Raw genomic sequence first — 13902 nt, 5'->3', positions numbered from 1 at the left:
ATGGCAGAGGCCTTCGCCAGCGACCCGCGCCTGCCCGAACGGCTGCAGGCCGCCGCCCGTGAGCGCGCGGCCCTGGCCCAGGCCGGCATTCACCTGGTGCCGGTGCGCCACCACAGCCCGGCCTGCGCCTTCGCCCTGCGCCAGCAACTCCAGGCCCTGCAGCCGGCGGCCATCCTGATCGAGGGGCCGGCGGACTTCGACCGGCTCATCCCCGACCTGCTGGACTCCCGCAGCCGGCCGCCCCTGGCGATCCTCTCCCAGCACCGCCGGCCCGACGCCGAGGGCGAGCCGGCGCTGCGCTCGGCCTTCTTCCCCTTCTGCGACTACTCGCCGGAATGGCAGGCCCTGCAGGACGGCCAGCGCCTGGGGGCGCAACTGGCCTTCATCGACCTGCCCTGGGCCCGCCAGCATGACGAGGAGCAGGCCGCCGACCAGCAGCGCAGCCTGATGGCCGAGCGCTACCTGGCCCACAGCCGCTACCTCGCCGCCCTGGCCCGTGAGGCCCACTGCCGGGACCACGACGAACTCTGGGAGCACCTGTTCGAGCTGCGCCCCCGCGCGGCGCTGGCCGACTGGCAGCGGCTGTTCGACGACGCCTTCGCCTGGTGCGCCATGGCGCGGCTGGACTACGAGGACGACGTGCTCGCCGCCGAGGGCTCCCTGGCCCGCGAAGCCCACATGCTCGGCTGCATCCGCGACTGGCGTGGCCGGGTGGACGGCCCGCTGGTGGTGGTCACCGGCGGCTTCCACACCCTGGCGCTGGTGGAGGCCCTGGCCGCCGGCACCCCGGCACCGGCCAGACCCGCCGACCCGGAGGACAGCCAGGCCTGGCTGATCCGCTACAGCTTCGACCGCCTCGACGCCCTCAACGGCTACGCCTCCGGCATGCCCTCCCCGGCCTATTACCAGCAGGTCTGGGACGCGCTGCAGGGCGAAGAGGACGACGCCCTCGCCCGCCAGCGCATCGCCACCCGCCTGCTCAGTGGCATCGCCGCCGAAACCCGCGAGCAGCGCCTGGCCGATGCCCTGACCTTCGCCAGCGTGAGCAACGCCGCCGAACAGGCCGCCGGCCTCGCCCGGCTGCGCCAGCACCCCGGCCCAGGGCGCTACGACCTGCTCGACGCGGTGCACGCCTGCTTCGTCAAGGGCAGCCTGGACGAGGGCCAGGACGGCCTGCTGCGGGCCGTGCAGCGCCACCTGGGCGGCAACCGCCTGGGCGACGTGCCGCCCTCGACCCAGGCCCCGCCCCTGGTGGAAGAAGCCCGTCGGCTGGCCCTCGCCCACCGCCTGGACCTCAGCGACAGCCTGGCCCGGCGCACCCGGCTGGACCTCTACCGCAAGCCCCGTCACCGTGCCCGCAGCCGCTTCCTGCACCTCATGGCCTACCTGGACAGCGGCCTGGCCCGGCATCAGGGCGGACCGGACTTCGTCAACGGCAGCGGCCTCGACCTGCTCTTCGAGGAATGGGAGTACGCCTGGTCGCCGCTGGTGGAAGCCAACCTCATCGAACGGGCCGAACAAGGCAGCCACCTGCGCGACATCGCCCTGCGCCGCCTGCTGGACGAGGAGCGCGCGCTGCTGGGCCAGGGCCAGGGCCGCAGCGCCGGCCGCGTGGCGCAACTGGTGGCCCGTGCCGGGCTGATCGGCCTGGGCGAGCAGTTGCCGAGGCTGTTCCAGCGCCTGGCCGAACACCTGGACGAAGACCCCGAGCTGGCCTCGGTGGTCGCCTGCGGCCAGCGCCTGCTGCACCTCTGGCGCGGCCGCGAACTGCTCGGGCTGGAGGAGCAACCGCAACTGCCGGCGCTGCTGCAGCGCATCGTGCCGGCGGCGCTGTTCCTGGTACCGGGCCTGGCCCTCTGCGCCCCCGAGCAGGAAGGCGCCGCCGTGGATGCCCTGCTGGCCCTGCGCGAATTCATCCGCCTGGGCAGCGGCCTGGTGGGCCTTGATGGCCAGGACGAAGCCCTGCAGGGCGCCCTGGCCAATCTCCGCGACGAGGCGCCGCCCACCCTGGCCGGCGCCCTGGACGCGCTGCGCTACCTGGACGATCTCGATGACGAGGCCCGCCTGGCCGAAGCCCTGGGCCGCCGCTTCGGCCCAGGCGCCGACAGCGAGGACGCCGTGCGCTACCTCGGCGGGCTGCTGCAGGCCGCACCGGAGCTGATCCTGCGGGTCGAACACCTGGGCCAGGCACTCAACACTCTGGTGGCCGGCTGGGACGAGGCCACCTTCGTCCGCCACCTGCCCGACCTGCGCCTGACCTTCACCCGCCTCAAGCCCCAGGAGACCGGGCGTCTGGCCAGCCAATTGGCCGCGCTGAACGGCCTGGGCGACAGCGCCCTGGACAGCGCGCACCACGAACTGGACAGCCACGACCTGCTCGCCGGCGCCGCCCTGCATCTGGCGCTCGGGCGCTCGCTGGCGCGCGACGGCCTGCTCGACTGGGCCACGGAAGCCGACCATGACTGACCTGGAAACCGCCCGCCGCTGGCGCCTGATCCTCGGCCGCTACGCCGACCGCGCCCTCGACCAGGCCGCCCTGAACCCCACCGACGCGCGGCTGGAGAAGACCCTCGACTACCTCTACAACCGCGAGTACCAGCGCCGCGGCCATGTCCAGGGCGGGCGCGGCGGCTCCCTCGACGACAGCCAGCTGACCGCCCTCAACTGGCTGGAGCAGGCCCGCAGCCTGTTCCCCCGCTCCACCTTCGAGCGCCTGCAGACCCAGGCCATCGAGCGCTACGCCATCAGTGCCCTGCTCACCGATCCGGCCAGCCTCGCCAGCCTGGAACCCAGCCCGGCCCTGGCCAAGGCGCTGCTCAGCGTGCGCGGCCGCCTCAGCGCCGACACCCGCGACGCGGTACGCCACCTGATCGCCAAGGTGGTGGAAGAGATTCTCCAGCGCCTGCGCAGCCGCTTCACCAACGCCCTCAACGGCCGGCGCAACCGCTTCCGCCGCTCGCCGATCCGCCACGCGCAGAACTTCGACTGGCGCGCCACCATCGCCGCCAACCTCAAGCACTACGACCCGGAGCGCAAACAGCTGCTGATCGAATCGCCGCGCTTCAACGCCCGCGTCCGCCGACAGCTGCCCTGGGACGTGATCCTCTGCGTCGACCAGAGCGGCTCGATGCTCGACTCGGTGATGTACAGCGCCATCTGCGCCAGCATCCTCGCCACCCTGCCCAGCGTGCGGGTACGCCTGGTGCTGTTCGACACCCAGGTGGTGGACCTCAGCCACCTCGCCCACGACCCGGTGGAGGTGCTGCTGACCGTGCAGCTGGGCGGCGGCACCGACATCGGCAAGGCCCTGCGCTACTGCGAGCAACTGGTGGATACGCCCCAGCGCACCGTGCTGGCGCTGATCAGCGACTTCGAAGAAGGCGCCGCCATCGGCCCGCTGCTGGCCTGCGTCTCGCGGCTGAACGAGGCCCGCGTGCGCCTGCTCGGCCTGGCGGCCCTGGATGATGCCGCCCGGCCGGTCTACGACCCATCCATGGGCCAGCGCCTGGCGGATCGGGGCATGCGGATCGCCGCGTTGACCCCGGAGCACTTCGCCGAATGGCTGGCGGAGGTGATGCAATGAGCGCCTGGCTGGCCCGCTACCGGGCCTACGACGACGCCGCCCTGGAAACCCTGGCCAATGCCGGCCTGCTGCGCCGCGCCAGCAAGGACGTGGAGGCCGGCAAGCTGGCCTGGGGCGAGCGCACCGACGCACACGGGCTGATCGAGACGGACGGCCAGACCGTGCGCCTGGACGCCGGCGGCGTGGAGGCAGCGCGCTGCACCTGTCCGGCCAGCGGCTGCTGCAAGCACATCCTCGCCGCCGTGTTGTGGCTGCGCAGCGAAGCCCCCGACGCGGTCCCAGGCACGGAGCAGCCCGATCCCGATGCCGCCCGGGTGGAAGCCCTGGCGCTGGACCCGGCGCAGTTGCAGAAGCTCGCCGGCAAGGTGGCCACCCGTCGCGCCCGGCAATGGATCGAGACCCTCGGCACGCCCCGGGTGAGCAACCACGGCCTGCGCCTGGCCATCGCCTTCGACGGCCTGGAGGGCGAAGTCAGCTACCTGGCGGGGGCGGGCTTCGAAGGGATGCTCTCCGAGGCGCGGGACAGCGAACGCAAGGCCCTGCACCTGGCCGCCCTCGCCGGGCTCTTCCAGGCCCACAGCCAACCCTGGGCCTGGACCACCGAAAGCGCCCCCGCCGACACCACGCGGGACGGCCTGGGCGAGGCCGAGCGCGAGCTGCTGGCCTCGGTGCAGCAACTGCTGCACGAGCTGCTGGGCCAGGGGCTGTCCCACGTCAGCCGGGCCAGCGCCCTGCAGCTGCGCCTGCTCAACCTCGGCGCCCGCACCGAAGGGCTGCCGCGCCTGGCCGGCCACCTGCGCACCCTAGGCGGGCAGATCACCCGCCTGGCCGAGCGCGACGACCACAGCAGCGAGCGGGAGGCACTGGTGCAGATGGCCCGCGTCCACGCCCTCTGCCAGGCCCTTCTGCGTTCAGACAGCGAACGCCTACCCCAGCTGCGCGGCCGCCTTCGACGCGATTACCAGGCCGGTGAAACCCTCGACCTGCTGCCCCTGGGCGGCCACTGGTGGACCAGTGCCGGCGGCGCCCGCGGCCTGAGCCTGGCCTTCTGGGACCTCAACGACGGCCAGGTGCTGGAAACCACCCTGGCCCGCCCCGATGGCAGCGACCCCGGCTTCCGCCGCGACGCGGTCTGGGCCCAGCAGGCACTGTGGCGCAGCACGCCCGAGCTGCTGTGCCGTGCGCCCTTGCAGCTGGAAGGGCCGCGCCTGGCCGAGGATGGCCGGCTGGCCCCCGGCGGCGGCATTGCGCGTCCCCAGGACGGCTGGCCAGCGGATGACCCGCGCCTGCTCGACCTCGGCCTGGCGGACTGGGAACAGCTGGGCCTGGCCCTGGAAGACAGCGCCGCCCTCGCCAGCGAGCCGCCGACCCGGCTGCTGCTGCGCCCCGCCCGCTGCCACGAAGCAAGCCTGGACGAAGCCCGGCAGGTGCTGACCTGGCCGCTGGAGGACAGCAACGGCCGCACCCTGCTGCTGGAGCTGCCCTGCACCGCCGAGCGCCGCGAACGCCTGGACAACCTGGAACGGGCGCAGAAGGCCCTGGACGACATCCGTGCCGTGCTGGTGCGGCCCTGGCTGGACGGTCGCCGCCGCTGCCTGGAGCCCCTTGCGCTGCTGGTGGCCGATCACGGCCGGCTGCGCTGCCTGTCGCTGGACTTCGAATCCCTGGTGCGTGGCGGGTTGAGCCGCAACCGCCGACTGTTCGAGCGCATCCAGCGCCTGCTCAGCCGCCCCGACCGCGCCGTGCCGGCGGTGGAGCCGCCGAGCCTCGCCGGACGGCTGGTGGAGCCGGCCCTGGACGTGCTGGAAAGCCTGGCCAGCAGCGGTCGCCAGCAGCCCTCTGCCCATCACCGGGAGGTGCTGCGGACCCAGCAGGCGCTGGCCGACGCAGCGGGGGTGGCGGTGCTGGCGCAGGCGTTGGGGCACCTGGCGGAGTCGCCCAGGGTCTCGACCGAGGCGCTGCTGCGGGGGACGCACCTGATGAGCCGCCTGCTGGCCCTGGGCTGACGCCGGGCCAGTCGAGAAGCATTCTCGACGCCCGCCAGCCGGGGCCTCCAGCCGCACGGGGAAGGTTATGCTCGCACCCACGCTTATGCGATCAGGTTCTTTACATATACTCAAACATCACTTTTGCGCATAACCATGAGCTGGTATCTTCCACCGGCTCCGCAGGGGGTGCGCGGCCGTGCGCGCAGAATTGCTGTAAGCAGCCTGACAACAGGACCATTCATGTACGTATACGACGAGTACGATCAACGCATCGTAGAGGACCGCGTCAAGCAGTTCCGCGATCAGACCCGCCGCTACCTGGCCGGGGAACTCTCGGGCGAGGAATTCCGTCCCCTGCGTCTGCAGAACGGCCTCTATATCCAGCGCTACGCCCCCATGCTGCGGGTTGCCGTGCCCTATGGCCTGCTGTCGTCCACCCAGGTGCGCAAGCTGGCGCAGATCGCTCGCGACTACGACAAGGGCTACGCCCACATCAGCACCCGCCAGAACGTCCAGTTCAACTGGCCGGAGCTGGAGGACGTGCCGGAGATCCTCGCCGAGCTGGCCACCGTGCAGATGCATGCGATCCAGACCAGCGGCAACTGCATCCGCAACACCACCACCGACCAGTTCGCCGGCGTCGCCCGTGACGAGCTGGTGGACCCGCGCCCCTGGTGCGAGATCATCCGCCAGTGGTCCACCTTCCACCCCGAGTTCTCCCACCTGCCGCGCAAGTTCAAGATCGCCGTGAACGGCGCCGTGGGCGACCGCGCCGCCATCGAGGTGCACGACATCGGCCTGGAAGCGGTGAATAACGAGGCCGGTGAGTTGGGCTTCCGCGTCTCCGTCGGCGGCGGCCTGGGCCGTACCCCGATCGTCGGCAGTTTCATCAACGAATTCCTGCCCTGGCAGCACCTGCTGAGCTACCTGGACGCCATCCTGCGCGTCTACAACCGCTACGGCCGCCGGGACAACAAGTACAAGGCGCGCATCAAGATCCTGGTCAAGGCGCTGACCCCCGAGGTGTTCGCCGAGCGCGTCAACGCCGAATGGGCGCACCTGAAGGATGGCCCCACCACCCTGACCCAGGCGGAAGTCGATCGCGTCGCCAGGCATTTCGTCGACCCGGCCTACAAGGCCCTGGAGGACCAGGACGCCGCCCTCGCCGCCCTGGACGCCGAACACCCGGGCTTCGCCCGCTGGCGCCAGCGCAACACCTTCGCCCACAAGAAGCCGGGCTACGTGGCCGTGACCCTGTCGCTGAAGCCCACCGGCGTGGCCCCGGGCGACGTAACCGACAAGCAGTTGGACGCCATTGCCGACCTGGCCGACCGCTACGCCTTCGGTGAGGTGCGCAACAGCCACAACCAGAACGTGATCCTGGCGGACGTGGAGCAGGCGCAACTGTTCACCCTGTGGAACGAACTGCGCGAGCAGGGTTTCGCCACACCCAACGTGGGCCTGCTCACCGACATCATCTGCTGCCCGGGCGGTGACTACTGCTCCCTGGCCAACGCCAAGTCGATCCCGGTGGCCGAAGCCATCCAGCGCCGCTTCGATGACCTGGACTACCTGTTCGACATCGGCAACCTGGACCTGAACATCTCCGGCTGCATGAACGCCTGCGGCCACCACCACGTCGGCCACATCGGCATCCTCGGCGTGGACAAGAAGGGCCAGGAGTTCTACCAGGTGTCACTGGGTGGCAGCGCTGGCCGCGACGCCAGCCTGGCGCAGATCCTCGGCCCTTCCTTCGCCCAGGAGGAAATGGCCGACGTGATCGAGAAGATCATCCAGGTCTACGTCGAGCGCCGCACCGAGGAGGAGCCTTTCCTCGACACCTTCCGCCGCATCGGCATCGACCCGTTCAAGGAGCGCGTATATGCAGCGAATCATTAAGAACGGCCAGATCATCGACGAGACCTGGCACCTGCTGCCGAAGGACGCAACCCTCGATGGGCTGTCCAACTGCGACGACCTGATCGTGCCCCTGGCCCTCTGGGTCGAGCACAGCCACGCCCTCAAGGCCCGCGATGGCGGCCTGGGCGTGTGGCTGGATGCCGGCGAGGAGATCGAGGAGATCGCCGATGACCTTTCGCACTTCCAGGTCATCGCGCTGAATTTCCCGGCCTTCACCGATGGCCGCCACTCCTCCACCGCCTACCTGCTGCGCCAGCGCTACGGCTACCAGGGTGAGGTCCGTGCCATAGGCGACGTGCTGCGCGACCAGTTGTTCGCCCTCAAGCGCTGCGGTTTCGATGCCTTCGCCCTGCGCGAGGACAAGGACCCGCACGACGCGCTGAAGGCGTTCGAGGACTTCAGCGAGGTCTACCAGGCCTCCGCCGACCAGCCGCTGCCGCTGTTCCGCCGCCGCGCCTGATTCTCCAGGCAACGGGCAAAAGAAAACCGGGACCTTCGCAGGTCCCGGTTTTTTATGGCGCTTCGATAGGGCGTTGTCCGCAACGCCCCGTCGGTTAGCTGTTATTCCGCCAGGCGCCAGGTGGTGCCGCCCTTGCCATCCTCCAACACCACGCCCATGGCGGTGAGCTGGTCGCGGATGCGGTCGGACTCGGCCCAGTTCTTCTCCGCACGCGCGGTGAGGCGCGCCTGGATCAGCCCTTCGACCTCGGCGGCGTCCACCTTGCCGGTGGCACCGGCCTGGAGGAACGCATCCGGCTCCAACTGCAGCAGGCCGAGCAGGCCACCCAGGGCCTTCATGCGTGCCGCCAGGGCGGCTGCGGTGCTCGGGTCGCTGTCACGCAGGCGGTTCACCTCGCGGGCCATCTCGAACAGGGTGGCGACGGCTTCGGGGCTGTTGAAGTCATCGTCCATGGCCGCGCCGAAGCGCTCGACGAAGGCTTCGCCACCTGCCGCCTCGACGACCGGCAGGCCGCGCAGGGCGGTGTAGAAGCGTTCCAGGGCGCCCTTGGCTTCCTTGAGGTTGTCCTCGGAGTAGTTGATCGGGCTGCGGTAGTGGCTGGACACCAGCAGGTAGCGCACCACCTCGGGGTGGTACTTCTCCAGCACCTCGCGAATGGTGAAGAAGTTGCCCAGGGACTTGGACATCTTCTCGCCATCCACACGGACCGCGCCTGCGTGCATCCAGGCCTTGGCGTAGAGCTTGCCGGTGGCGGCCTCGCTCTGGGCGATCTCGTTCTCGTGGTGGGGGAACACCAGGTCCGGGCCGCCACCGTGGATGTCGAAGGTCTCGCCCAGGCAGCAGGTGGACATCACCGAGCACTCGATGTGCCAGCCAGGACGGCCAGAGCCCCAGGGGGATTCCCAGCTCGGCTCGCCGGGCTTGGCGCCCTTCCAGAGGACGAAGTCCAGCGGGTCTTCCTTGGATTCGTCGACCTCGATGCGCGCGCCGATCTTCAGCTCGTCGATGCGACGGCGGGAGAGCTTGCCGTAGCCCTCGAACTTGCCGACGCGGTAGTAGACGTCGCCATTGCCGGGGGCGTAGGCGAAGCCCTTGTCGATGAGGGTCTGGATCATCTGGTGCATGCCGGCGATGTGGCCGGTGGCACGGGGCTCGATGTCCGGACGCAGCACGGAGAGGCGCGCCTCGTCTTCGTGCATGGCGGCGATCATGCGGTCCACCAGCGCTTCGAACGGCTCGCCGTTCTCCTGGGCGCGTTTGATGATCTTGTCGTCGATGTCGGTGATGTTGCGCACGTAGGTCACGTCATAACCGCGCTCGCGCAGCCAGCGGGTGACCACGTCGAAGGCGACCATCACCCGGGCATGGCCGATGTGGCAGTAGTCGTACACGGTCATGCCGCACACGTACATGCGCACGCTGTTGCCTTCCAGGGGCTGGAAGACTTCCTTGGCCTTGGTGAGGGTGTTGTAGATCGTCAGCGCCATCACTGCCCCCAGGAGTCACGCAGGGTGACAGTGCGGTTGAACACCGGCTGGCCGGGCCTGGAGTCCTTGAGGTCGGCGACGAAGTAGCCTTCGCGCTCGAACTGGAAGCGCTCCTCGGGCTGAGCCTGGGCCAGGGACGGCTCGGCACGGCAACCGGTGAGCACCACCAGCGAACCGGGATTGATGTTGTCGAGGAAGCTGCCGCCTTCTTCCGACTTCTCGGGGTTGGCCGAGCGGAACAGGCGGTCGTACAGGCGCACTTCGCACTCCAGGCTGCCTTCCACCGGCACCCAGTGGATCACGCCCTTGACCTTGCGCCCTTCGGGGTTCTTGCCGAGGGTGTTCGCGTCGTAGGAGCAGCGCAGTTCGACGATAGTGCCGTCGGCGTCCTTGATGGCTTCGTCGGCACGGATCACGTAGCTGCCGCGCAGGCGCACTTCGCCACCGGGTACCAGGCGCTTGAAGCCGGCAGGCGGGACTTCCTCGAAGTCGCTGGCGTCGATGTAGATCTCGCGGGCGAAGGGCAGCGTGCGCACGCCCATGTCTTCCTTCGGGTGGCGCGGCAGTTCGAGCTGCTCGACCTGGCCTTCCGGGTAGTTGGTGATGACCACCTTGAGCGGCTTGAGCACGCACATGGCGCGGGCGGCGGTAGCGTCTAGGTGATCACGGATGCTGAATTCCAGCATGCCGATGTCCACCACGCCGCTGGCACGGTTGACGCCGATCATCTCGCAGAAATTGCGCAGCGATTCGGGGGTGTAGCCCCGGCGGCGGTAGCCGGACAGGGTGGACATGCGCGGGTCGTCCCAGCCGCTGACGTGCCCTTCGTCCACCAGTTGCTTGAGCTTGCGCTTGCTGGTGATGGTGTAGTTCAGGTTCAGGCGCGAGAACTCGTACTGGCGCGGCTGTGCCGGCACCGGCAGGTTGGCCAGGAACCATTCGTAGAGCGGGCGATGGTCCTCGAACTCCAGGGTGCAGATGGAGTGGGTGATGCCCTCGATGGCGTCCGACTGACCGTGGGTGAAGTCGTAGCTGGGGTAGATGCACCACTTGTCGCCGGTCTGGTGGTGATGGGCGTGACGGATGCGGTAGAGGATCGGGTCGCGCAGGTTGATGTTCGGCGAGGCCATGTCGATCTTGGCACGCAGAGAACGGGCGCCGTCCGGGAACTCGCCGGCCTTCATGCGGGCGAACAGGTCCAGGTTCTCCTCGACGGAGCGGTCGCGGAACGGGCTGTTCTTGCCCGGCTCATGCAGGCTGCCGCGGTACTCGCGCATTTCCTCGGGGGTGAGGTCGCAGACGAAGGCCTTGCCGGCCTTGATCAGTTCGACGGCCCAGGCGTGCAACTGGTCAAAATAATCCGAGGCATAGCGGACCTTGCCCGCCCACTGGAAGCCCAGCCACTTCACATCACGCTCGATGGCGTCGATGTATTCCTGGTCTTCCTTGGCCGGGTTGGTGTCGTCGAAGCGCAGATGACAGTCGCCGCCGAATTCCTGGGCCAGGCCGAAGTTCAGGCAGATCGACTTGGCATGGCCGATGTGCAGGTAGCCGTTGGGTTCCGGGGGGAAGCGGGTGACGATCTTCGCGTGCTTGCCGGCGTCCAGGTCGGCCTGGACGATGGGGCGAAGGAAGTTCGTGGCGACGACGGGGGTCTCTGGCTTGCTCATGGTGTCCTTAAGATCATGCTTTGCGGCTCAGGGTAGGCCGGCCAAATCAAAGCGCTTATCATACCGAAGCTGTCAACCCCCTGACAGGCCTTCGGATTTCACGTTCAGAGCGAATTGCCCATGATCAAGCTGCACACCAACCACGGCGTCATCACCCTGGAACTCTTCGAGGACAAAGCGCCTGAAACCACCGCCAACTTCAAGGAATACGTAAAGGCCGGCCACTACGACGGCACCGTGTTCCACCGCGTCATCTCCAACTTCATGATCCAGGGCGGCGGCTTCGAGCCCGGCATGAAGCAGAAATCCACCCGCGCACCGATCAAGAACGAGGCCAACAACGGCCTGTCGAACAAGGTCGGCACCATCGCCATGGCCCGCACCATGGACCCGCACTCCGCCTCCGCGCAGTTCTTCATCAACGTTTCCGACAACGACTTCCTCGACCACAGCGCCCCCACCACCCAGGGCTGGGGCTACGCAGTGTTCGGCCAGGTGACCGAAGGCATGGACGTGGTCAACGCAATCAAGGGCGTGGCCACCACCATGAAGGCTGGCCATCAGGACGTCCCGGTCGAAGACGTGATCATCGAGAAGGCCGAGATCGTCGAGTGATCCTGCTGATCTCCGACCTGCATCTCGAAGAGGAACGCCCGGACATCACCCGGGCGTTTCTTCGTTTCCTCGACACCCGCGCCCGCCAGGCCGAAGCGCTGTACATCCTCGGCGACTTCTTCGAAGCCTGGATCGGCGACGACGCCATGACCCCCTACCAGCACACCATCGCCCGCGCCCTGCGGCAGGTGGCTGACGGCGGCACGCGGCTGTTCCTGATGCACGGCAACCGCGACTTCCTCGTCGGCGAGCGATTCTGCCGCGAGGCCGGCTGCACCCTGCTGAACGACCCGGCCCAGACTGAACTGGCGGGCCACCCGGTGCTGTTGATGCACGGCGACAGCCTGTGCACCCGCGACGAGGCGTACATGCGCCTGCGCCGCATCCTGCGTCACCCGCTGACCCTCTTCGTCCTGCGCCACCTGCCCCTGCGCGTGCGCCACCGCCTGGCCCGCAAGCTGCGCAGCGAGAGCCGCGCCCAAACCCGGCAGAAGGCCTACGACATCGTCGATGTCACCCCCGAGGAAGTCACCCGGGTGATGATCGATGCCAAAGTACCCACGCTCATCCACGGCCATACCCATCGACCAGCGGTACACATCCTGGAAATCGACGGGCAACCGGCACAGCGCATCGTACTGGGAGATTGGGATCGCCAGGGCTGGGCGCTGGAAGTGGACGCTGACGGTTTTCGCCAAGCGCCATTCGTCTTCGACTGACCCCTGCAGCGAGAACCTGCCCGCAGCCCGCGTGAGCGTAGCTTGACGAGGCGGCATGCGACCTCCAGCATGCCGTGTCCCAAACCGTCAAGGAGCGACCATGCAGTTCGCGAACGCCCCCTACATCAAGTACCTGGTCGGTGGCGCTGCCGCTGCCGGCCTCGGTTTCGTCCTGTTCAACGGCATTTTCTTCTATAACGAAGCCGGCTTCGCCACCCACGTGCGGACCATATTCGGCGAGGAGAAAGTAGTGGACGACGTCGGCTACGCCACCAAATGGTTCGGCCGCGCCACCCCCTGGAAGAAGGCTCTGAGCGTGCAGTCGGTGCTCACCGAAGCGCTTAACCAGATCGACGAGAACAGCGACAACGACTCCCTCGGCGCCACCATCGAAGCCTTCCCCATCGTCTTCCTCGGCAACGTCGACGCCAAGGTGGAATCCTCCGCGCGCTTCCGCCTGCCGGGCGATGAGCAGTTCCTGAAGATCGCCCAGGAGTATCGCAACCCCGAGAACTTCATCCGCACGGCCCTGGTTCCGGCCATCAAGGAGACCCTGCAGGCCACTGCATCCCTGATGACCGCCGACGACTTCTATGCCGGTGCCCGCAGCGAATTCGCCGCCGAGTTCGAAAACCAGCTCAACGATGGCCTCTATCTGATCAAGCGCAAGGAAGTGCGCGGCCCGCGCGGCGCCATGCCCCACCAGACGGCCATCCTTCAGGCCGGTACCGAGCAGGGCACCTTCGGCGACAACAACGCCAGCCAGTTCGTCACCGAGAAGGTGATCGACTCCAAGGGCATCCCGGTGCGCAAGCAGCAGCAGTTCCGCAAGTACGGCGTGGAAGTGGTGGAGGCGCGCATCACCAACGTCGACCCCAACCCGCAGTACAAGCAGCGCATGGTCAAGGTCCAGCAGGCACTGGCCGAACTGGCCGTGGCACGCCAGAACCGCTTGAAGGAAGAGGAAGAGAAGCTGCTGGTCACCGCCCGCGGTGAAAAGGAAGTGGAAGCCCGCCGCCAGGAAACCCTCCGCGACCAAATCGAACGCACCACCCAGGCCGAGACCGAGAAGCAACTGGCGATCATCAACGCCGAACGCGAGAAAGGCCGCGCCGAGATCGAGAAACAGACCGCCGAGCTGCTGCGCGACAAGGCCAGCATCACCGCCCAGGCCACCAAGATCACCGCCGACGCCGAGGCCTATGCACGCGAGGCCGTGATCAAAGCGGACGGCGCGCTGCAGCCCAAGCTCGACGCGCTGATCGCCATCAACAAGGTGTGGGCCGAGGCCGCTGCTCAGGCACCGGTGCCCAGCGTGATGATGGGTGCCAACCAGAACGGCGCCACCAGCCGTCAGGACGAGATCGGCCAGCTCATGGGCGTTCTCGCCACCAAGGCCGCCCGCGACCTGGCACTGGACCTGAAAGTGAAGGACTGACCAGGCACAGCCCACAAAAAAA

The 13902-nt window shown here is 68.3% G+C and carries 10 protein-coding genes; 8 read left to right on the top strand and 2 right to left on the bottom strand.

What is annotated here, in order from left to right; genetic code table 11:
* The 5 genes from A7D27_RS16355 (at position 1) to A7D27_RS16335 (ending at position 7951) form a co-directional block, all read left to right on the top strand.
* Positions 1 to 2466: a DUF5682 family protein gene (locus A7D27_RS16355; RefSeq protein WP_083265660.1), complete on the top strand. Its 2466-nt coding sequence runs from the start codon at positions 1 to 3 to the stop codon at positions 2464 to 2466.
* The gene (locus A7D27_RS16350; RefSeq protein ID WP_069565459.1) at positions 2459 to 3583 is read left to right on the top strand and encodes a VWA domain-containing protein; all 1125 of its coding nucleotides are present in this window, start codon (positions 2459 to 2461) and stop codon (positions 3581 to 3583) included. Before A7D27_RS16355 ends, A7D27_RS16350 begins: the two co-directional genes overlap by 8 nt.
* Positions 3580 to 5589, top strand: coding sequence for an SWIM zinc finger family protein (locus A7D27_RS16345; RefSeq protein WP_069562358.1), 2010 nt, complete (start codon positions 3580 to 3582; stop codon positions 5587 to 5589). The genes A7D27_RS16350 and A7D27_RS16345 overlap by 4 nt, the downstream gene beginning before the upstream one ends.
* Positions 5590 to 5811: 222 nt before the next feature.
* Positions 5812 to 7470, top strand: coding sequence for a nitrite/sulfite reductase (locus tag A7D27_RS16340; RefSeq protein ID WP_069565458.1), 1659 nt, complete (start codon positions 5812 to 5814; stop codon positions 7468 to 7470).
* Entirely contained in the window at positions 7454 to 7951 is a 498-nt protein-coding gene (locus A7D27_RS16335; RefSeq protein WP_069562360.1) for a DUF934 domain-containing protein, read from the top strand. The genes A7D27_RS16340 and A7D27_RS16335 overlap by 17 nt, the downstream gene beginning before the upstream one ends.
* A 101-nt stretch (positions 7952 to 8052) precedes the next feature.
* Here A7D27_RS16335 and cysS read toward each other — a convergent pair whose 3' ends face one another.
* Together cysS and A7D27_RS16325 are read right to left on the bottom strand one after the other, a co-directional pair.
* Positions 8053 to 9438 carry a cysteine--tRNA ligase gene (gene cysS, locus A7D27_RS16330; protein ID WP_069565457.1) on the bottom strand — a complete coding sequence of 462 codons (1386 nt, stop codon included), beginning with the start codon at positions 9436 to 9438 and terminating at the stop codon, positions 8053 to 8055.
* On the bottom strand, positions 9438 to 11108 hold the full coding sequence (locus tag A7D27_RS16325; protein ID WP_069565456.1) for a glutamine--tRNA ligase/YqeY domain fusion protein: 1671 nt from the start codon (positions 11106 to 11108) through the stop codon (positions 9438 to 9440). The genes cysS and A7D27_RS16325 overlap by 1 nt, the downstream gene beginning before the upstream one ends.
* A 120-nt stretch (positions 11109 to 11228) precedes the next feature.
* On the opposite strand from A7D27_RS16325, the gene A7D27_RS16320 reads away from it, so the two are divergent.
* The 3 genes from A7D27_RS16320 to A7D27_RS16310 all read left to right on the top strand — a co-directional run bounded on the left by A7D27_RS16320 (position 11229) and on the right by A7D27_RS16310 (position 13880).
* Positions 11229 to 11723: a peptidylprolyl isomerase gene (locus A7D27_RS16320; RefSeq protein ID WP_044401686.1), complete on the top strand. Its 495-nt coding sequence runs from the start codon at positions 11229 to 11231 to the stop codon at positions 11721 to 11723.
* A complete protein-coding gene (gene lpxH / locus A7D27_RS16315; RefSeq protein WP_069565455.1) occupies positions 11720 to 12442 on the top strand; it encodes a UDP-2,3-diacylglucosamine diphosphatase in 723 nt (240 codons plus the stop codon). The genes A7D27_RS16320 and lpxH overlap by 4 nt, the downstream gene beginning before the upstream one ends.
* A 100-nt stretch (positions 12443 to 12542) precedes the next feature.
* The gene (locus A7D27_RS16310) at positions 12543 to 13880 is read left to right on the top strand and encodes an SPFH domain-containing protein (RefSeq protein ID WP_069565454.1); all 1338 of its coding nucleotides are present in this window, start codon (positions 12543 to 12545) and stop codon (positions 13878 to 13880) included.
* Positions 13881 to 13902: the final 22 nt, after the last annotated feature.

It is taken from the genome of Pseudomonas sp. 1D4 (genome assembly GCF_001728925.1).
Lineage (GTDB): Bacteria > Pseudomonadota > Gammaproteobacteria > Pseudomonadales > Pseudomonadaceae > Metapseudomonas > Metapseudomonas otitidis.
This window is presented reverse-complemented; position numbering and strand designations above follow the sequence as displayed.